Here is an 18,685-nt window from a genome sequence, read left to right as displayed (position 1 = left end):
GATTGGTTGCACTAGCAACCGGTCCCGATTGCCGCGAGTCCTTTCGACGAACGGCAGATCCGGTCCGACGAGGGTCCATTGACTGTGGACGGGCCGAAATGACTGCGGGTTTAACCGATCGGAAGGCGAACGGTCGCAGTCAGGCCGGTGACAGCACCTGTGCCGTCGCGGCGATTTGTCAGCATCAAGGTTCCGCCGTGCTGGTCGGCAATGGCACGCGCCAACGTCAGGCCAAGCCCGGTTCCGCCGGTGCCGCTGTTGCGCGAGGCTTCCAGGCGCGTGAACGGCTCCATCATGCGGGAAATGTCGCCTTCGGGAATGCCGGGGCCGTCGTCTTCGATCCGCAGCACCGCCATGCGGCCTTCACGGTGCAGGGTAATGCGTGCGCGCTGGCCATAGCGCAGCGCGTTCGACACGAGATTGCGCAGCGCGCGCCGCAGCCAGGTGGCGCGGATCGGCAATACTACGCGATCTGTATCGCCGAGTTCGACTGCTTCACCCATGTCCTCGAACTCGCCGATGACATCGGCGACGAGCGCAGAAAGCTCGGTCGGCTCGAGCGGGTCGGACGGGCGCCCGACGCGCGCGAGCGAGAGAATGTCGTCAAGCGAGCGGTTGATGTCCTCGATCGTGGCGGCCATGCGCCCGCGCTCGGTATCGTCCTCGACCGCTTCGATGCGCACGCGCAGCGCGGCAAGTGGCGTCTTGAGGTCGTGCCCGATCGCTCCGAGCATCACGTCCTTTTCGTCAAGCATCGCCGCGATGCGCGCTTCCATGGCGTTGTGCGCGGCGATCAGACCCTGAATGTCGTCGGGGCCATCGGGATCGATCTGGCCTTCCAGCGTGCGGTTTCCTGCAAAATCCTCGACCCTGCGGGTAAGCGCCTTGAGCGGGCGGGTGATGCGGCGCAGGATCAGCGCCATTGCGCCGACCAGCACGAAATAAAGCACGATTGTTTGCCCGACGAGCGGGGCGAGCACGCGCATCTCGCCGCCTTCGGTGAAGACCCGGGTCGAGACCCACTGCCCGCTGGCCTGCCGGACGGCAGCGATGACGAGCCTTGGCTTGGGCTCATTGGAAAAGACCGCCAGTTCGCGGCGATGGCGTTGCATGAATTGCAGGCTCACCGGATCGTGCAGCGGATCGCGCTCGAACACGACCACTTCAGACGCATCGAACCCCTGAGCACTGAGGATTTCGGCAAGCTCGTGCTCGACGCGCGACAGACGAGGTTCGTCATTCTTGCGCGGCGAGGTAGGGCTGTGGTTCAGCCGGAATGGCGGAGGCAACCTGTCTTCATCATCGCGCCGATGGGCTCGACGCGATTCGGGCGGCGGCCCGAGCAGGCGGAATGCGGCCGAGCTGACCATTGAGGATTCGCGTCGGTGGCTCTGTTCCTTCCAGATCAGCACCGCCGAGATCGTCTGCGCGACAAGCAGCGCCAAGGCGATCGAGAGGAGCACTTGCCCCTGCAGGCTGCGCGGCCAGAGCCGCAGGTTCCAGATCGGCTTGGCCATCGCTTGCCTCAGGCCTCCTCAGCCATGGCAGGACGCTTGCGCACTTCGGCGGCGAGCATATAGCCGCCACCCCAGACCGTCTGGATCAGGAGCGGATTGCGGCTGTCGACCTCGATCTTGCGGCGCAGGCGCGAGATCTGGTTGTCGATCGCGCGATCGAACAGGTGCGCCTCGCGGCCCTGCACCATGTCGAGCAGGCGATCGCGGTCGAGCACCTGCCGGGGATGATCGAGGAAGGCCATGAGCAGGCGAAATTCGGCCGAGGAGATGGCGACGACCGCGCCTTCGACATCGATCAGCCGCCGCTTGAGCGGATCGAGACGCCAGCCCTCGAATTCGTAGACGATCGCGTCCGCGACTTCGCTCGACTGCTTGTTTGCGCGGCGCAGGACCGAGCGAATGCGCGCCACGAGCTCGCGCGGATCGAACGGCTTCACGACGTAATCGTCCGCGCCGATCTCGAGCCCGACGATGCGGTCGGTCGCCTCGCCCCTGGCGGTAATGAAGATGACCGGCAGGCGCTTGGCTTCGACGAGATGACGGCACAGCGAAAGACCGTCTTCGCCGGGCATCATGATGTCGAGCAGGACGATGTCACACCCCGCCTCGAGCAGGCGGCTGCGCGCTTCAGCAGCGGTTGCGGCCTGCGTCACGACAAACCCCTGCCGGACCAGATAGTCCGCCAGGGGTTCGCGCAATGCCGGTTCGTCATCGACGAGGAGGACGCGGATCGGCGTGTCGTTCATGGCATCAGTTTGCCGGAGGCGGCGGCGGAGGTCCATCGCCCATCGCACCCATGCCACCGCCGTGGCCGCGCATCGCGCCCATCATGGCCTTCATCGCGGCGCGGCGTTCGTCAGGGGTGACCTTGCCGTCCTTGTTGGCGTCAGCCTTGTCGAAGTGCGCCTTGGCTGCGGCGTCGAATTCGGCGCGCGAAACGGCACCATCCTTGTTGGCGTCAGCCATGGCCATCATGTCATGGCCGCCGCCCATCATCATTCCACCGCGATGCCCACGTCCATGGCCCTTGCGCCCGTGGTCCATCTGGTCCTGCCCCATCTTGGCATGGTCCATTTCGCCGGGCCCGCCGGGGCCCTTGCGATCCATCATCTGCTGGTGATGCGTGGTAAATTCCTGACGACTGATCGAGCCGTTCTTGTCGGTATCGATCTTGTCGAACATCTTGCCCATCTTGGCGGCGCGGTCTGCCTGGTCGAGCTTGCCGTCCTTGTTGACGTCAAGCTTGGTCCACATTTCGTCGGACTTGGCCTTGGCTTCGGCCCAGGTGATGACCCTATCACCATCGGCGTCCAACTTCTGCGCCATGACCGGCGTGGCGGCATAGAGCGCGACCGACGCGGTAGCCATGACGGCTGCGGCGGCAGCAAACTGGAATTTCTTCATCGAAGGTGCTCCTTTGAGCGGAATAGAAGGAGAAACTGCGGCCATCCGCCTTTGGCAAGGAGAGGGGGAGGGAAGCCTTGCCCAGGGGGGACTGGTGGGGACGACCGCAGTTCCTGTCTCCCCTATCTAGGAGCAGGTTGTCGCACGGCTATGCCGGGATCACGGGTTCTTTGTCGCAATTTGTCGCGCCGACACAGCTCCGTTCATGACGGCGCAAGCCGCCGGATCAACCCATCACGAAAGCGTTGAGCTTGTTGCCATCCGGGTCGCGAAAATAGGCGGCATAGAAACCGCCCCCGCGAACGCCTGGCGCGCCTTCGTCGCTGCCGCCGTGGGCCAGAGCAATTGCATGAAGCCTGTCGACCTGAGCGTTGTCTTGTGCCTCAAGCGCGACCATCACACCGTTACCGACCGAGGCGGGATTGCCATCGAACGGAGCCATGGCGCCAATGCCCGCGCCACCGCCTGGCGCGCCCCAGGCAATGCCAGTGGGAAATTCCATCATCCGTCCCACGCCAAGCTCTGCTGCGATGGCATCATAGAACCTGGCAGCGCGTGCGAGGTCGTTGGTTCCGACAGTCACGTAACCGATCATGGCAATCCTCCTTGGCTCAACGAATCACGATCAGAACAATACGTGAACACATCAAGTGCTACAATGGTGCGCAGGCAGTCTCCAGCCACGCCAGATCCTCGCCCGAAAGCCGAGGGGCGAGCAGGTTGCGCACCTTCCCATGATAGTCATCGAACCACGCACGCTCCTCTGGCGAAAGCAGCGCGATATCGACCAGCGCGCGTTCGATCGGCGCGAACGTCAGGGTTTCGAAGCCGTAGTATTCGCCTTCCGCGCCTTCGATCTCGCGACGTTCGACCAGCACGAGGTTCTCGATGCGGATGCCGTAGGCGCCAGTCTTGTAATAGCCCGGCTCGTTAGAGCAGATCATGCCGGGAAGCAGTTCATGCCCCGTGCCGGCCTGTCCGCCTGCCGCCTTGGCGATACGCTGCGGGCCTTCGTGCACGGCAAGGAAGCTGCCGACGCCATGGCCGGTGCCATGAGCATAATCGACCCCGGCCGCCCAGAGATGCTGGCGCGCAAAGCTGTCGAGCTGGCTACCGGCAGTACCCTTGGGGAAAACCGCGCGCGCCAGAGCGATATGGCCCTTGAGCACGCGGGTAAAGCGATCCTTCACTTCGGCTGGCGGCGCATCGGGCCCAATCCAAACCGTTCGCGTGATGTCGGTTGTGCCATCGACATATTGCCCGCCCGAATCGACGAGATAGACGCTGTTCGGCTCGAGCGTGCGGTTGGTTTCCTCGCTCACGCGGTAGTGGACGATCGCACCATTGGGCCCCGCGCCCGAGATCGTGTCAAACGAGAGATCCTTGAGCAACCCGCCTTCGGCGCGGAACGCCTGGAGACGGTCGGCGGCGGACAGCTCGGTCACGCCGCCCTTGGGAGCTTCGATGGCGACCCAACGCAGGAAACGGGCGATCGCTGCGCCGTCGCGCGCCTGCGCGGCGCGCTGGCCGGCCTGCTCGACCGGGTTCTTGATCGCCTTGGGCAGCACCACCGGATCAGTCAGCGGCACGACCTTTGCGCCCGCACGCTCGAGTGCATGGGCGATGGCGGCCACGGCGCGTTCGGGATCGACCGCGACACGGCAATCTTTCAAGGCTTCGAGCGCGGGCACGAAGGCCTCGCGCGGGGAGACCCGTACGGCATTGCCGAGGTGCGCGGTCAGCTCAGGCGTGACCTTTTCCGGCGCGATGAACAGATCGGCAGTGCCATCGGCGTGCGCGATCACGAACGACAGCGCGACCGGGGTTCGATCAACATCGGTACCGCGAATGTTGAGCAACCACGCCACCGAATCGAGGGCGGTCACGACGGTCGCGTCGAGCCCGCGGGCGGTGAGCCATTCGGCGACATCGGCACGCTTTTCATGCGCCGGCTTGCCTGCGTGTTCGTCGGCATGGGGCACTGCCGGGGCGAGCGACGGGGCGGGCCGGTCCTGCCAAACGGCGTCGATCGGGTTGGCCGTGACCGGCACCAGCGTGGCGCCGCGCGGTTGCAGGGCCCGGGCCACGCCGTCGGCCCAGCCCTTGGCGTGAAGCCATGCGTCGTAACCGATCCGCGCGCCTTCGGGAGCATGCTCGCCAAGCCATGCGGCGATGCTGGTCTGCGGCACCGACTGGTACGACCACAGCTTGCCATCGACCTGGTCGCGCACCTGCAGGGTATAACGCCCATCGACGAAGATCGCCGCTTCGTCGCGGAGCACGACGGCGGTGCCGGCCGAGCCGCCGAACCCGGTCAGCCATTCGAGCCGCTGCGCGTAAGCGCCGACATATTCGCTCATGTGCTCGTCGGAAATCGGAACGACGAATCCGTCGAGGCCGTCCTTGGCGAGCTGCTTGCGCAGGGCATCGAGGCGGGCTTCGTGTGTTTGCATCAGCATGGAACTATTCCTGAAAGCGGGGCTGCCCGCCTTGCGGGCATCATGCAGCCAACATAGATGCGAGGAATGACCATTGCCACACCTCCTGTCGCTGCGAAGAAATCGCACAGCATCTCGCACCACGGCCTGACCGTTACCGACGACTACGCCTGGCTGCGCGATCCGGGATATCCCGAAGTAAAGGACAAGGAGGTGCTGGCCCATCTCGAGGCCGAGAACGCCTGGTTCGAAAGCCGCATGGCCGAACGCAAGCCGGTGATCGACGCGCTGTTCACCGAAATGCGCGCACGGATCAAGGAAGCCGACAAGTCGGTCCCGCAGAAGGACGGCAACTTCCTCTACTGGATCGAATACGAGGAAGGCGCGGAATACAAGAAGTGGTGGCGCAGGCCCGTTGGGGCGCTCGACGATGGCAGCGCGGACGAGCTGATCCTCGATGAAGTCGCGCTGGCGCAAGGCAAGGACTACTTCCGTCTGGGCGCGATCTCGGTTTCGAGCGACGGGACCCGCTTGGCATGGTCGGTGGACGACAATGGCTCCGAGCGCTTCACCGCGCGGATCAAGGTGATCGCCACCGGCGAGATTCTTCCCGACGAAATCCCCGGCACGCTTTCCGGGCTGATCTGGGTAGCAGGCGATACCGGCCTGGTTTACAGCCTCGCCAACGAGAACTGGCGCACCGACAATGCGCGGCTGCACTGGATCGGCCAGCCGCTGGAAGGCGACGTCGAACTCTATCACGAGGACGACGAAGGCTTCCGCGTCGGCGCAGCGCTTTCAGCAAACGAGAAGTGGCTGATCATCTCGACGGGCGACCATGAGACCGGCGAGGTGCGGCTGGTCCCGACCAGCGAACCGCTGGCTGCGCCCCTGCTGGTCAAGCCACGCGAGAAGGGCGTCGAATACGACGTCGATGAGCGCGACGGCGTGCTCTACATCCACACCAACGATACCCACGAGAACTTCCGGCTGGCCACCGCGCCGCTGGCCGATCCCGGCGAATGGACGACGCTGATCGAGGGCACCGACGATTTCTACCTGACCGGCTTCGAGCTGTTTCGCGATTTTTACGTGGTCGAAGGCCGCGTGCGCGGGCTCGATCGCATCGAGATCCGCTATTACGACGATCCAGCGCGGATCGAGCCGATCGTGTTTCCCGAGGCAAGCTACGAGGCCTCGCTGGGCGACAATCCCGAATGGGACATGAGCGTCCTGCGCGTCGGCTATGAATCGATGGTCAGCCCGGCGTCGTCGTTCGACTACGATGTGACGACGCGCGCGCTGACCCTGCTCAAGGTGCAGGAAATCCCGAGTGGCTATGATGCCTCGCTCTATGAGACGGCGCGGCTGGAGATCGCGGCGCGCGATGGCACCATGGTGCCGGTCAGCGTGGTATGGCGCAAGGATCGCGCACCCGGCGGGCCGCTGCATCTCTACGGTTATGGCGCCTATGGCATCGCCATCGGGCCGGGCTTCTCGACCACGCGCCTGAGCCTTGTCGATCGCGGCTTTGCCTATGCCATCGCGCATATCCGCGGCGGCGACGATCTTGGCCGTGCATGGTACAAGGCGGGCAAGCTGGAAGCACGGACCAATACCTTCAACGACTTCGTGGACGTCGCCAAAGGACTGATCGACCGCGGCTTCACGCAGGCCGGAAAGATCAGCATTTCCGGCGGATCTGCGGGCGGCGAACTGATGGGCGCGGTTATCAATTCCGATCCCGACCTGTGGGGCGCGGTCGTCGCGCACGTGCCATTCGTCGACGTGCTGGCGACGATGCTGGACGAGGACCTGCCGCTGACGCCGGGCGAATGGCCCGAATGGGGCAATCCGATCGAGGACAAGGCCGCGTTCGAACTGATCCGGTCCTATTCGCCCTACGATCAGGTCAGGCCGCAGGCCTATCCTCCCCTGATGGTGACGGCGGGGCTGAACGATCCGCGCGTGACATACTGGGAGCCGGCCAAGTGGGTGGCCAAGCTGCGCGAGGTGAAGACCGACGCGAACGAGCTGATCCTCAAGACCAACATGGGCGCAGGCCATGGCGGCAAGTCGGGCCGGTTCGAAAGCCTGAAGGAAACGGCGGAGGAATTCGCATTCATCCTGTGGCAGCTGGGCGTGCCGGCATGAGCAATCGCCATGCCCTGACCTTTACCGCCGGCCCCGAACACATCGACGAATTGGGCCATGTCAACAATACGATCTGGCTGCAGTGGGTGCAGGACATCGCCACCAGCCACTGGGCGGCGGTGGCGAGCGAGGCGCACAAGGCTGCCTATGTCTGGGTCGTGACGCGGCACGAGATCGACTATCGGGGCAACATCGCCCTGGGCGAGAGCGTGCAGGCCGAGACGTTCATTCCGGAGCCACCGACGGGCGCGCGATTCGACCGGCGCGTGGATTTTACCAACGCAGGCGGCAAGGTGATTGTCAGCGCCAGGACCACATGGGCAATCATCGACCGCACATCGAGCCGCATCCTTCGCGTGCCCAAGGACGTGGCCGCGCCCTTCCTCCGCTAACCGACAGCAGCCCTGGCCGTTACGTCGAAGCCGGTGACCTTTTCCTTCATCGTGCGATTTCGGCCGAGACGCTTGGCTTCGTAGAGCAGGCGGTCGCAGCGTTCGTAGAGCGTCGCGAATTCGATCTGCAACGAACCGCCGGTGTCGTGCTCGACCAGTCCCATGCTGGCGGTAATCACGCGATCGAGGCCGCGCACTTCCGCCGCGACGCGCGCACTGATTGCGCGGCGGCAGCGTTCGGCGCGAACCGCCGTGTCGGTCCCTCGCAGGAGCAGCAGGAATTCCTCCCCGCCCATGCGGATTGCCTTGGTGTCGCGATCGTCGATCAGCGCACCTGCCGCAGCCCGTAGCACGACATCGCCGATTGCGTGACCATGCGTATCGTTGACCGACTTGAACAGATCGAGGTCGATGACCGCCATCGTGCGGAAGCCGATCCGGAACAGTTCGTCGAACCGTCGTTCGATCGAGCGACGGTTGCGCAGTCCGGTGAGCGGATCGCGGCCCGCCACGCCTTCCAGCTCGAGCGCGCGAGCCGTCGCATCATCGCGCTCCTGGCGAACGTCGACGAAGCGGCTGACGATGCCGAGCGCCGTGACGAGAACCTCGAAAGCCAGCGCGAGCTGATAGAGGACGATGGCTTCGGTCGGGTGCAGTGCCGGGATGAGGTACGATGCGATGCGGTAGGTGCCGATCGCCATGACCGGGGTCCAGCCGACGATCTGGAAGCGCACCGCGCGGCTTCCGCGTCGCCAGGCATCCGTCATCATGACCGCGATCACGATGATGGCGACACCGACAGCGGCGTGCATGGCAGGGGCGGAGAAAGGACGCAGAGCCTCTGCAGGAACGCACGAGACTACGCCGACGGTCCAGATGGCCGGCGCAAGGATCGTGGCCGCGCGGCGCAGGCGCGGGTCCAACTTGCCGGCTTCAATGAAGGTGGCGGCAAACATCAGGGCACCACCGGCCATGGCGGCAAAGGCAATGTTCGAGGCGCGCCACTCGATCAAGGGGCCCGGATCGGCAGCCAGATGGATGAAGCCGGTAGCAAAGGCTGCCTGGACGAGCATCGCGGCGACCATGACGAGGTGCCAGATCACATAGCGTTCGGGCAGCGCCGAATAGAACGCGACATTCACGAACAATGGCACCAGCAGCATGCCGCAGATCGCGGCCATCGCAACGACGCGATGCAACGGCCAGCCGCTGCCTTCGCTATCGGAATCGAGCCGCATCTCGCTGAGCGTCGTCTTGCTCCATGGCCGGACGACCCGCACGGCGATCTGTGCAGTCCTGCCGTCGACGCGGTCCAGAGGGAGACTCATGTAAGGGCCGCTCGGCTGGTGGCGCATGTCCTGCGGCCGCCATGACTTCCAGCGCGATCCGCCGCGATCATCGAAAACGCCCACGTCCATGCGCTCGAAATGGCCGGTATGCATCAGGAGTCCGCGCGGCAACGCCTGACCGGAGGACCGTTCGAGCGTAAAGCGAATCAAGACAACGTCTTCGAACAGCGACCAGCCGCTGTCGTCGCAGCGCCACCGACGGGGCTGAGCCGCCGCCCTTGCCCAGGATTCGCCATCGACCGCGGCAGCATGGCAAACGCTTTGGACGGGAACGGTTTTTGCGTCCGCTGCTGCCGGAACAGACCCGATCAGCAGCAGAACGAAAAGCCACAGCCATCGTCCAGGATTGCAATACATCGGGTCCGATTAGGACAACAAACTTAGAGCCCCGTTAATGCCGCCGAATTGGTGCGAAGAAACGATTCAACAACGGCACGGATTCCCGTGTCGGGGCGAAGATCACAGAACGTTGCCATCCTTGTCCCGATAGATTTCGCGGCGACCGACGTGATTTGCCGGACCGACCAGACCATCGGCCTCCATGCGCTCGATCCACTTCGAGGCCGTATTGTAGCCCACGCCCATCTGGCGCTGGATCCAGCTTGCCGAAGCCTTCTGGCTTTCGAATACGAGCTGACAGACTTGCCGATACTTTCGGTCTTCGGGATTGTCCGATGCACTGTCGATGTCGTCAAAGCCGAAGCCGCCGTCCTCGGGCTCCTCGGTGACCGAATCGACATATTCGGGGCTGCCCTGGCTGCGCCAGTGATCGGCCACCTTCTCGACTTCCTCGTCCGAGACGAACGGTCCGTGCACGCGCTTGATCGGGTCGGTATTGGGCTTGTAGAGCATGTCGCCCTTGCCCAGCAGCTGTTCGGCGCCCTGCTCGCCCAGGATCGTGCGACTGTCGATGCGGCTGGTGACGGCAAAGCTGATGCGCGTGGGCAGGTTGGCCTTGATCACGCCAGTAATGACGTCGACCGACGGGCGCTGAGTCGCCATGATCAGGTGAATGCCCGCCGCGCGGCTCTTCTGCGAAAGGCGCTGGATCAGGACTTCGATTTCCTTGCCCACGGTAACCATGAGATCGGCGAGTTCGTCGACGATGACCACGATCTGGGGCAGGACTTCGTAATCGAGCTGCTGTTCCTCGAACAGCTCCTCGCCGCTGTCGGGATCGAAGCCGACCTGGATGCGACGCCCGAGCGGCTTGCCCTTGGCCTGCGCAGCCCGCACCTTGTCGTTGAAGCCCGAGATGTTGCGTACGCCGATCGAGGACATCTGGCGATAGCGCCGCTCCATCTCCTCGACCGCCCACTTCAGCGCACGGACAGCCTTGGCAGGTTCGGTCACCACGGGCGATAGCAGGTGCGGGATATCGTCGTAGGACTTGAGTTCGAGCACCTTGGGATCGACGAGGATCAGGCGGCACTGCGCGGGCGTCAGGCGATAGAGCAGCGAAAGAAGGATGCAGTTGAGCCCGACCGACTTGCCCGAGCCGGTGGTGCCGGCGACCAGCAGGTGCGGCATGGTGGCAAGATCGGCCACGATCGGTTCGCCCGCAATGTCCTTGCCCAGGATGATCGGCAGCAGGGCCTTGGAACTGGCGAATTTCTCGCAGGCGATCAGCTCGCGGAACGATACCATGTCGCGGATCTGGTTGGGCAGTTCGATGCCCATGACGGTGCGCCCCGGAATGGCCGAGACGCGCGCCGAGATCGCGCTCATGTTGCGGGCGATATCGTCGGCCAGGCCAATCACGCGGCTGGCCTTGATGCCGGGCGCGGGCTCCAGCTCGTACATCGTCACCACCGGGCCGGTGCGGACGGCGGTGATCTCGCCCTTCACGTTGAAATCGTCGAGCACGTTTTCGAGCAGGCGGGCGTTGCGTTCGAGGCCCAGCTTGTCGATCTTCTGGGTAGAGCCCGCAGGCGCTTCGACCAGCAGTTCGATCGAGGGAAGTTCGTACTTGTCGAACAGATCACCCTGACGCGCCTTGGGCGCCATCGCGGCCGGGGCTGGCGTACGCTGGGGATCGCTGATCTCGGTAGGCTTGCGCGGCGAGAGCACGGCTTCGGTGTCAATCGCTTCGGCTGCGGCGCGGGCTTCCTTTTCCCGCCGTTGACGCTTGAGTGCCGGAGCGGGCGCAGCATCGCCATCATCATCGGCAACCGCTCGCGGCGTCCGATGCAGGAACGGCGGCAGGGTGAGCATCCGGCCCCAGTCGAAAGCGAAGACACGGCTGGCGATGGCGATGCCACCGCCAAGCGCGATCAGCCCCAGAGGCGCGGTGATCCAGATGCCGGTCGCAGGCGGTGCAAGGCCGGCGAGCGCGTTGACCGCAGCAGCGCCGAGCAGTCCCGAAAGTCCGCCGGGTCCGGCTGGGAGCCGGCTTGCGGCGCTTCCGCCCCAGAGCGCCAGGGCCGTGCCGATCAGGGCCATGGCAGCCAGCAACAGCAGCGTCGGCCGCCACCAGCGCGGCGCAGCGTCGGCTTCGTCATCCTCGTCGGTGTCGATCAGGTCGCTTTCGGCATCCCACAGGCGGCGCGCAAAGACCCACAGCAGCGGCAGCAGCAACCCGCCGGGAAGGCCGAAGAACACCAGAACGCGCTCTGCCGCCCACGCGCCGGCAAGGCCCATCCAGTTTTCGACCGGGCTGCCCGACGCCGTGCTCCACGAAGGGTCGGTCTGGGTATAGCTGACGAGCGCGAGCGCGAGAAAGGCAAGCAGCGCCACGAGCAATCCGCCACCGATCAGCTCGAGGCTGCGGCGCAGCGAGCGGCGCAGGACGGCGCGCCAGTCTGCCCCGCTTCCGCGTGCGGTTGATGCTGCCCGGCTTGCCATGATTTCGCGTATCCCTGCCCTTGCTGTTGCCATCATGCGCCCGAAGGGGACTCACCGTCAAGAATCCCGACAGGAATCGCCTTGCGTCAAGAACTTAGGCAAGACCGTCGATAGCGGCCCAGCCGTGGACCGGCAATCGCGCGGCGCGTCGCTGCGTCATTCCACCAAGCGCGATGACCGGGATCGGCGATTGCCTTGCCAGCAGCAGAAACCTGAGCGGCCCGAGGACTGTGGCACCGGGATGCGATCGGGTGGCATGGACAGGCGACAGCAGGATGGCGTGCGCCCCGGCTCGCACCGCCGCGCCGATTTCGAACAGCGAATGGGCGGTGGCGAGGCGCAGGCCACGACCGCCCATGATTTCCCGAGGCGTGCCGTAAACCCCGTCCACGCCCCATCGCTGCAGTAGGCGCGCGCCGACGATACAAATGCCTCTAGCTGCAGCCACGCGTTTAACCACGGTGAAGCGCGCGCGGCGCTCGCCTTCGGGGAGATGATAATGCCGGAACACCAGTGCGCTCCCCCGCGGCAAGCGCGCAAGGGCGCGAGCCAGCGAGGCGTCGTTGCGCGCATCGCTCAGCAGCACGACCCGGGGAATGGGCGGACGTTTGTTGGTCTGGCGCTTTGCCATGGCCGCGCTATAGCACCGCGCCATGGAACAGGCAGTCCCTTCATCACCGCTCGAACAGGTCCGCGCACGCATTGCCAGGGCGGCGCGGATTGCCGGCCGCAAGGCCGACGAGATCATGCTGGTCGCGGTCTCGAAGACCAAGCCGGCCGAGGCGATCCTCGACCTGATCGCGCAAGGACAGCGCGTGTTCGGCGAAAACCGCGTGCAGGAGTCGCAGGACAAGTGGCCCGCGATCCGCGCGGCGCATCCCGATGTCGAACTTCACCTTGTCGGCCAGCTCCAATCGAACAAGGCCGAGGAAGCGGTGGCGCTGTTCGACTGCATCCATTCGCTCGACCGGACCAGCCTCGTAGCCGCGCTTGCAAAGGCGCAGGACAAGCTGGGCAAGCGCGTGCCGTGCTTCGTTCAGGTGAACATCGGCGCAGAAGACCAGAAGGGTGGCTGCACGGTTGCCGAACTGCCCGCCTTGCTGGGCGACGCGCGCGGCCAAGGCATCGAGGTGATCGGTCTGATGTGCGTGCCGCCTGCAGGAATCGAGCCGGCCCCGTTCTTCGCGTTGCTCGACAAGCTTGCCGACGACAATGGCGTCAAAGGTCTTTCGATGGGCATGAGCGACGACCTTGAAACCGCCGTGCAGCTTGGCGCAACCCATGTTCGCGTGGGCTCTGCGCTGTTCGGATCACGTTGAAAACAAAAGAATTTTAACGTTAACTTCACACACCTGATGCAGACGGCAATCTACTGCTGTCGGGTTTAACGCAATCTGCCCGGCTCCGCGCTAGTTTCGCGCGAGTAACGGGAGAATGCATGCCCCAGCCCACTGAAGGCTCGCAACCGCCAAGACGGTTGTTCGCGAACGATTCGCTTCTCGACCGGACGCATATCGCGGCCATGGCCGCGCAGTTCGTGGTGCTCGTCGCCGTGCTGCTTACGCTGTTTGTAGACGAACGCTATCACGACCGGCTGGCGGGGATCGCATCGTTTGCGCTCGCGATGATCTTTGTCATGCAGCTCGCCCTGCGCCGGATCGCGCTGGCCATCCGCAGCCGCCAGCGCGAGCAATATCGCCAGACCCGCGATTCGCGCGAACAGATCCAGGAACTGTTCGCGATGACCGACATGCTCCAGGCCGCCGAGACCTACGAGGACGCGGGCTCGGTACTGATGGCGACGGCCCGGCGCCTGCTGCCGGGCTACGGCGCTGCCCTTTATGTCTTCAACAACTCGCGCGACCGTCTGGATCTGGCGCGCGCGTGGGACATGCCCGAGAGCTTCATCGCCCACGAGATGCTGTCGCCCGCCAATTGCTGGGCGCTGAAGCGGGGCAAGCCGCACATCAACGCGCCGCACGATGCAACGCTGTGCTGCGCGCACCATGGCTCCAACGTGGCCAGCGTCGAACTGCCGATGATGGCGTGCGGGCAATTGCACGGCCTGCTGATCATCACGCACGGCGAACCGGACGGAGCCTTCGACCGGCTCATGGAAATCCGCCGCCTCGGCCGCGCGCTGTCGGATTCGATGTCGCTTGCCTTGTCCAACATCGCGCTGCGCGAGAAACTGCGCACACAATCGCTGCGCGATCCGCTGACCGGCCTCTACAACCGGCGCTACATGGAAGATGCGCTCGAGCGCTTCGTCTCGCTCGGCTCAAGGACCGGCGGCAGCACGGCGGTGATCATGCTCGACCTCGACAACTTCAAGCGGCTGAACGACGACTACGGCCACGCCAAGGGCGACGCGGTACTGCGCGATGTTGCCGCGCAGATCGTCGGATGCCTGCGCCCGAGCGACGTCGTATGCCGTTATGGTGGCGAGGAACTGCTCGCGATCCTGCCCGACTGCTCGCTCGACGATGCGATGGACAAGGCCGAACTGCTTCGCAACCGGATCGAATCGCTGAGCGTGGCCCACGAATGTCCGATCAGCGCATCGCTTGGCGTTGCCTGCGTGCCGGAGACCGCCACCTCTGCGACCGACATCCTGCCGATTGCCGATGCCGCGCTCTATGCGGCCAAGAAAGCCGGCAAGAATCGGGTGGTCTGTGCCGAGCGGCGGGCGGGCAAGGATGCCAGCGCCCCTCGCCTCGCTACCGTCGTGCGCGCCTGAACCGATCTGTTCGCCGCCGATCTATTCGCCGTGGCGGGCGAGTTCGTCGCCAGTCAGCGTGACGACATGAAGCAGGTTCGTGGCGCCTGGCGTGCCGAAGGGAACGCCGGCGAGCGCCACCAGCCTTGATCCCGCCGAGCCGAAGCCGTGGCGCAGCGCCATGCGCTTGCCCTTGGCGATCATTTCCTCGAAGCTGCCGATGTCCTTGGTGGTGACCGCATGCGCCCCCCACAGCAGTCCGACCTTGCGTGCGGTCTTGGCAGATGGCGTAAGCACCAGCATCGGCACGGCAGGCCGCTCACGCGCGACGCGGCGGGCGGTCGAGCCCGATCCCGTGAACACGATGATCCCGGCGATCGGCAGGGTATCGGCAATGCTGGCGGCGGCCTGCGCCAGCGCGTCGGCGGTGGTCGGATCGGGCAGTGTCTGGATGAAGTGGACCCGCGCGGCGTAGCCCGGATCGGCTTCAACTTGCGCAGCGATGCGGTGCATGATCGTCACCGCCTCTTCGGGCCAGGCACCTGCGGCCGTCTCGGCCGAAAGCATGACCGCATCGGCACCGTCGTAAACGGCGTTGGCAACGTCGGAGACTTCGGCGCGGGTCGGCGTCGGCGCCTCGATCATCGATTCGAGCATCTGGGTCGCGACAACCACGGGCTTGCCCTGGCGACGGGCGCTCTCGACGATGCGCTTCTGCAGCGGCGGCACTTCTTCCGGGTTCAGTTCAACGCCGAGATCGCCACGGGCAACCATGATGCCGTCCGAAAGCTCGACGATCTCCTCGAGCCGCGAAATCGCCGCAGGCTTCTCGATCTTGGCCATGAGCGCGCCGTAGCCGCCCATCAGGCGACGTGCTTCGGCGACGTCCTCGGGCCGCTGCACGAACGAGAGCGCGATCCAGTCTGCGCCGTGCTCGACTGCGAATGAAAGGTCGCGGCGGTCCTTTTCGGTCAGCGCCGGGACTGGCACGACCGCGTCCGGCACGTTGACGCCCTTGCGATCCGAGATCACGCCGCCGACCTCGGCCGAACACAGGATCTCGTTCTCGTCCGCGCGGATCACGCGCAGGCGCAGCTTGCCGTCATCGATCAGCAGGCGCTGACCCTTCTGGAGAATGCCGAAGAGTTCGGGATGCGGCAGGCAGACACGGTTCTCGTCGCCAGGCTCGGGGTTGCGGTCGAGCGTGAAATGGCCCGAATGCCGGATGACCGCGCGGCCTTCCTTGAACTGGCCGACGCGCAGCTTGGGACCCTGCAGATCGCACAGCACGGTGATTGCGCGGTTTAGCTTCTTCTCGAGCGCGCGAATGTTGGCGATCGTTTCGGCATGGACGGCATGTTCGCCATGGCTCATGTTCACGCGGAATGCATCGGCACCTGCGCGAACCAGCTTTTCAAGCATTTCGGGAGAGCGGCTGGCTGGCCCGACAGTGGCCAGGATCTTTACCTTGCGTCCACGCGGATCGATCTTGGCCACGGCTCGACTACTCCTTATGCATCAATGCCACGCGCTATGGCGGATGCCCCGCCAAAACCCAAGGACGTTTATAGTGGATACGAATGCAACCGATTGCCGGGACAGTAAGGGCGATGACGAACTTGCCACTTTGCCCGATGCCGTAGCGGCCGCGGCCTTCCGCCGACTGGTCCGCCACCTGCGTCATCGTCATGATGCGCAGAACATCGACCTGATGGGTCTTGCAGGGTTCTGCCGCAACTGCCTTGCCGACTGGATCAACGATGCCGGAGCCGGGTTCGACAAGGCCAGGGCCCGCGAAGTAATCCATGGCCTGCCGGCCGCGGAATGGAAAGCGCGCTACCAGACCGAGGCCACGCCCGAGCAGCTTGCCCGGATGGACGAAAGCATGAAGCGCAACGCAGATAGCGACTGATCCGGCCAGCACGCCCGAGATTTCCACAAGCACTGCTTTGCCGTGGCGCGGCGGCGCGTCTATCAGCGCGGCCAACCGATTCACCCGTTACCAGGAGATACCCCGATGGCCGAAACCGCCGACGACCGCCTGCGCCTTCTGATCGAGCGCATCGAACGCCTCGAAGAGGAAAAGAAGGGCATCGGCGACGACATCAAGGACGTCTACAGCGAAGCCAAGTCGACCGGTTACGACGCCAAGATCATGCGCCAGATCGTCCGACTGCGGAAGATGAAGCCTGACGACCGCCGCGAGATGGAAGCCGTGCTCGAAACGTACAAGAACGCCCTCGGCATCGATTGATGCCTGTGGCCGGGGGCAAGAACGCCCTCGGCATCCACCGGCAATCAGGCTAGGTTTGTCATCAAACAAGCGGAGAGCCTTGCCATGATCCTGTCCACCACCAGCGCGATAGAGGGTCGGCCGGTCCAGCGTTACCTCGGCGTCGTGACCGGCGAGGTCATCCTCGGCGCGAACATCGTGCGCGACATCTTCGCGTCGATCACCGACATCTTCGGCGGCCGTTCGGGCAAATACGAGGAAGTGCTCTCGCGCGGACGCGAACAGGCGCTGCGTGAACTCGAGGACAAGGCGCTTGCCCTTGGTGCAAATGCCGTGATCGGCGTGGACATCGACTACGAGACGATCGGCGCGCGCGGCTCAATGCTGATGGTGAGCGTCAGCGGTACGGCGGTTGTCCTCTAGACTTAGCGCAGTCATTGCCCGCAAGCGCCGGGTCGGCTAGGGGCAGGCCAGAATCCCGCATTGAGCACGGACCAGCAAGAAGCACGGACGATGGCAGGCCATTCCAAATTCAAGAACATCATGCATCGCAAGGGTGCGCAGGACAAGAAGCGCTCGGCGCAGTTCTCCAAGCTCAGCCGCGAAATCACCGTCGCGGCCAAGATGGGCATGCCCGATCCGGACATGAACCCGCGCCTGCGCGCTGCGGTCAACGCCGCCAAGGCGCAGTCGATGCCCAAGGACAACATTGCCCGCGCCATCGACAAGGCATCGAAGGGCGAAGGCGATAACTACGAGGAAGTGCGCTACGAAGGCTACGGCCCGGGCGGCGTCGCCATCATCGTCGAAGCGCTGACCGACAACCGCAACCGCACTGCCACCAACATCCGCACCGCCTTCTCGAAGAACGGCGGCAACCTTGGTGCGTCCGGCGCGGTGAGCCATGGCTTTGAACGCCTTGGCCTGATCGAATACCCCGGCAAGGCGGGTGACGAGGAAAAGGTCCTCGAGGCCGCGATCGAAGCCGGCGCCGACGATGTGGAATCCGATGCGGGCGATGGCGACGAGAACCCCGGCAGCCACCAGATCTGGGTCGCGGTCGAGAATCTCCACGAGGTCGCGCGCGAACTCGAAAAGACGCTGGGCGAAGCCGAGGGCGTGAAGCTCGCGTGGAAGCCCAGCCTCAAGACCGAAGTCTCGGCCGACGACGCGGCGACGCTGCTCAAGCTGATCGACGTGCTCGACGATGATGACGACGTCCAGACCGTGTGGGGCAATTACGAGATCCCCGACGACGTGATGGAGAAGCTGGGCTGATATGCTCGCACTGGCCGCCAAGGCGCTGCTGTCCGGACTGCTTATCGCGTTGATCGCAGAGATCGGCCGCAAGCTTCCTACAGTCGGCGCGCTGGTGGCCTCGCTGCCGCTTGTCTCGGTGCTCGGCATGATCCTGCTGTGGCGGGAGCGGCCCGACGCTGAAAACATGGCGATCCATGCCGAGGCGACGTTCTGGTACGTGCTGCCCTCGCTGCCGATGTTCCTGCTGATCCCACGCCTGTTGCGCGCTGGCCTGCCATTCTGGGCGGCACTGCTGGCGAGCTGCGCGCTGACGGTGGCCCTCTATCTGGCAATGATGCAGATCGGCCCGCGTCTCGGCTTGCGTTTGTGATGCCA

At 64.7% G+C, this 18,685-nt stretch carries 18 protein-coding genes; 9 read left to right on the top strand and 9 right to left on the bottom strand.

Annotation, left to right across the window (positions count from 1 at the left end):
- Positions 1-110: 110 nt before the first annotated feature.
- The 5 genes from AC2A04_RS10260 to AC2A04_RS10240 form a co-directional block, all read right to left on the bottom strand.
- Positions 111-1,517 (bottom strand): sensor histidine kinase, encoded by a 1,407-nt coding sequence (locus tag AC2A04_RS10260; protein WP_484212222.1) that lies wholly within the window; start codon positions 1,515-1,517, stop codon positions 111-113.
- A gap of 8 nt (positions 1,518-1,525) precedes the next feature.
- The gene (locus AC2A04_RS10255; RefSeq protein ID WP_484212221.1) at positions 1,526-2,263 is read right to left on the bottom strand and encodes a response regulator; all 738 of its coding nucleotides are present in this window, start codon (positions 2,261-2,263) and stop codon (positions 1,526-1,528) included.
- A 4-nt stretch (positions 2,264-2,267) separates the two neighbouring features.
- A complete protein-coding gene (locus AC2A04_RS10250) occupies positions 2,268-2,921 on the bottom strand; it encodes an EF-hand domain-containing protein (RefSeq protein WP_484212220.1) in 654 nt (217 codons plus the stop codon).
- Positions 2,922-3,147: 226 nt separating this feature from the next.
- Positions 3,148-3,516 carry a VOC family protein gene (locus tag AC2A04_RS10245; protein WP_484212219.1) on the bottom strand — a complete coding sequence of 123 codons (369 nt, stop codon included), beginning with the start codon at positions 3,514-3,516 and terminating at the stop codon, positions 3,148-3,150.
- Positions 3,517-3,574: 58 nt separating this feature from the next.
- Positions 3,575-5,380 carry an aminopeptidase P family protein gene (locus AC2A04_RS10240; RefSeq protein ID WP_484212218.1) on the bottom strand — a complete coding sequence of 602 codons (1,806 nt, stop codon included), beginning with the start codon at positions 5,378-5,380 and terminating at the stop codon, positions 3,575-3,577.
- Positions 5,381-5,437: 57 nt separating this feature from the next.
- Here AC2A04_RS10240 and AC2A04_RS10235 point away from each other — a divergent pair, with 57 nt between their 5' ends.
- Both AC2A04_RS10235 and AC2A04_RS10230 read left to right on the top strand, forming a co-directional pair.
- On the top strand, positions 5,438-7,513 hold the full coding sequence (locus tag AC2A04_RS10235) for a S9 family peptidase (protein ID WP_484212217.1): 2,076 nt from the start codon (positions 5,438-5,440) through the stop codon (positions 7,511-7,513).
- Positions 7,510-7,905: an acyl-CoA thioesterase gene (locus AC2A04_RS10230; RefSeq protein WP_484212216.1), complete on the top strand. Its 396-nt coding sequence runs from the start codon at positions 7,510-7,512 to the stop codon at positions 7,903-7,905. The genes AC2A04_RS10235 and AC2A04_RS10230 overlap by 4 nt, the downstream gene beginning before the upstream one ends.
- Here the strand turns inward: AC2A04_RS10230 and AC2A04_RS10225 are convergent.
- The 3 genes from AC2A04_RS10225 to AC2A04_RS10215 form a co-directional block, all read right to left on the bottom strand.
- The gene (locus AC2A04_RS10225; protein WP_484212215.1) at positions 7,902-9,347 is read right to left on the bottom strand and encodes a GGDEF domain-containing protein; all 1,446 of its coding nucleotides are present in this window, start codon (positions 9,345-9,347) and stop codon (positions 7,902-7,904) included. The genes AC2A04_RS10230 and AC2A04_RS10225 overlap by 4 nt on opposite strands.
- Positions 9,348-9,713: 366 nt before the next feature.
- A complete protein-coding gene (locus AC2A04_RS10220) occupies positions 9,714-12,098 on the bottom strand; it encodes a DNA translocase FtsK (protein WP_484212214.1) in 2,385 nt (794 codons plus the stop codon).
- Positions 12,099-12,192: 94 nt separating this feature from the next.
- A complete protein-coding gene (locus AC2A04_RS10215; protein ID WP_484212213.1) occupies positions 12,193-12,729 on the bottom strand; it encodes a thiamine phosphate synthase in 537 nt (178 codons plus the stop codon).
- A 22-nt stretch (positions 12,730-12,751) separates the two neighbouring features.
- Between AC2A04_RS10215 and AC2A04_RS10210 the strand changes: the two genes are divergently transcribed.
- Together AC2A04_RS10210 and AC2A04_RS10205 are read left to right on the top strand one after the other, a co-directional pair.
- Entirely contained in the window at positions 12,752-13,417 is a 666-nt protein-coding gene (locus AC2A04_RS10210; protein ID WP_484212212.1) for a YggS family pyridoxal phosphate-dependent enzyme, read from the top strand.
- Between the two features lie 119 nt (positions 13,418-13,536).
- Positions 13,537-14,838, top strand: a complete 1,302-nt coding sequence (locus AC2A04_RS10205) for a sensor domain-containing diguanylate cyclase (RefSeq protein ID WP_484212211.1) — start codon at positions 13,537-13,539, stop codon at positions 14,836-14,838.
- 21 nt (positions 14,839-14,859) lie between these two features.
- On the opposite strand, the gene pyk is transcribed toward AC2A04_RS10205, so the two are convergent.
- Positions 14,860-16,314, bottom strand: coding sequence for a pyruvate kinase (gene pyk, locus AC2A04_RS10200; RefSeq protein ID WP_484212210.1), 1,455 nt, complete (start codon positions 16,312-16,314; stop codon positions 14,860-14,862).
- A 73-nt stretch (positions 16,315-16,387) separates the two neighbouring features.
- On the opposite strand from pyk, the gene AC2A04_RS10195 reads away from it, so the two are divergent.
- From AC2A04_RS10195 to AC2A04_RS10175, 5 genes are all read left to right on the top strand, one after another.
- Positions 16,388-16,729 (top strand): DUF1244 domain-containing protein, encoded by a 342-nt coding sequence (locus AC2A04_RS10195; protein ID WP_484212209.1) that lies wholly within the window; start codon positions 16,388-16,390, stop codon positions 16,727-16,729.
- A 105-nt stretch (positions 16,730-16,834) separates the two neighbouring features.
- On the top strand, positions 16,835-17,071 hold the full coding sequence (locus AC2A04_RS10190; RefSeq protein WP_298282411.1) for a DUF2312 domain-containing protein: 237 nt from the start codon (positions 16,835-16,837) through the stop codon (positions 17,069-17,071).
- An 84-nt stretch (positions 17,072-17,155) separates the two neighbouring features.
- Positions 17,156-17,473 carry a heavy metal-binding domain-containing protein gene (locus tag AC2A04_RS10185; RefSeq protein WP_484212208.1) on the top strand — a complete coding sequence of 106 codons (318 nt, stop codon included), beginning with the start codon at positions 17,156-17,158 and terminating at the stop codon, positions 17,471-17,473.
- A 90-nt stretch (positions 17,474-17,563) separates the two neighbouring features.
- A complete protein-coding gene (locus AC2A04_RS10180) occupies positions 17,564-18,328 on the top strand; it encodes a YebC/PmpR family DNA-binding transcriptional regulator (protein WP_484212207.1) in 765 nt (254 codons plus the stop codon).
- A 1-nt stretch (position 18,329) separates the two neighbouring features.
- A complete protein-coding gene (locus AC2A04_RS10175) occupies positions 18,330-18,680 on the top strand; it encodes a DUF3147 family protein (protein ID WP_484212206.1) in 351 nt (116 codons plus the stop codon).
- Positions 18,681-18,685: the final 5 nt, after the last annotated feature.

Source organism: Novosphingobium sp. HNCC26DJ243 (assembly GCF_057180545.1).
This window is presented reverse-complemented; position numbering and strand designations above follow the sequence as displayed.

Excerpts from the sequence above, each read along its gene's own strand:
- AC2A04_RS10260 (WP_484212222.1), bottom strand. The coding sequence starts at position 1,517 with ATGGCCAAGCCGATCTGGAACCTGCGGCTCTGGCCGCGCAGCCTGCAG.
- AC2A04_RS10255 (WP_484212221.1), bottom strand. The coding sequence starts at position 2,263 with ATGAACGACACGCCGATCCGCGTCCTCCTCGTCGATGACGAACCGGCA.
- AC2A04_RS10250 (WP_484212220.1), bottom strand. The coding sequence starts at position 2,921 with ATGAAGAAATTCCAGTTTGCTGCCGCCGCAGCCGTCATGGCTACCGCG.
- AC2A04_RS10245 (WP_484212219.1), bottom strand. The coding sequence starts at position 3,516 with ATGATCGGTTACGTGACTGTCGGAACCAACGACCTCGCACGCGCTGCC.
- AC2A04_RS10240 (WP_484212218.1), bottom strand. The coding sequence starts at position 5,380 with ATGCTGATGCAAACACACGAAGCCCGCCTCGATGCCCTGCGCAAGCAG.
- AC2A04_RS10235 (WP_484212217.1), top strand. The coding sequence starts at position 5,438 with ATGCGAGGAATGACCATTGCCACACCTCCTGTCGCTGCGAAGAAATCG.
- AC2A04_RS10230 (WP_484212216.1), top strand. The coding sequence starts at position 7,510 with ATGAGCAATCGCCATGCCCTGACCTTTACCGCCGGCCCCGAACACATC.
- AC2A04_RS10225 (WP_484212215.1), bottom strand. The coding sequence starts at position 9,347 with ATGCATACCGGCCATTTCGAGCGCATGGACGTGGGCGTTTTCGATGAT.
- AC2A04_RS10220 (WP_484212214.1), bottom strand. The coding sequence starts at position 12,098 with ATGGCAAGCCGGGCAGCATCAACCGCACGCGGAAGCGGGGCAGACTGG.
- AC2A04_RS10215 (WP_484212213.1), bottom strand. The coding sequence starts at position 12,729 with ATGGCAAAGCGCCAGACCAACAAACGTCCGCCCATTCCCCGGGTCGTG.
- AC2A04_RS10210 (WP_484212212.1), top strand. The coding sequence starts at position 12,752 with ATGGAACAGGCAGTCCCTTCATCACCGCTCGAACAGGTCCGCGCACGC.
- AC2A04_RS10205 (WP_484212211.1), top strand. The coding sequence starts at position 13,537 with ATGCCCCAGCCCACTGAAGGCTCGCAACCGCCAAGACGGTTGTTCGCG.
- AC2A04_RS10190 (WP_298282411.1), top strand. The coding sequence starts at position 16,835 with ATGGCCGAAACCGCCGACGACCGCCTGCGCCTTCTGATCGAGCGCATC.
- AC2A04_RS10185 (WP_484212208.1), top strand. The coding sequence starts at position 17,156 with ATGATCCTGTCCACCACCAGCGCGATAGAGGGTCGGCCGGTCCAGCGT.
- AC2A04_RS10180 (WP_484212207.1), top strand. The coding sequence starts at position 17,564 with ATGGCAGGCCATTCCAAATTCAAGAACATCATGCATCGCAAGGGTGCG.
- AC2A04_RS10175 (WP_484212206.1), top strand. The coding sequence starts at position 18,330 with ATGCTCGCACTGGCCGCCAAGGCGCTGCTGTCCGGACTGCTTATCGCG.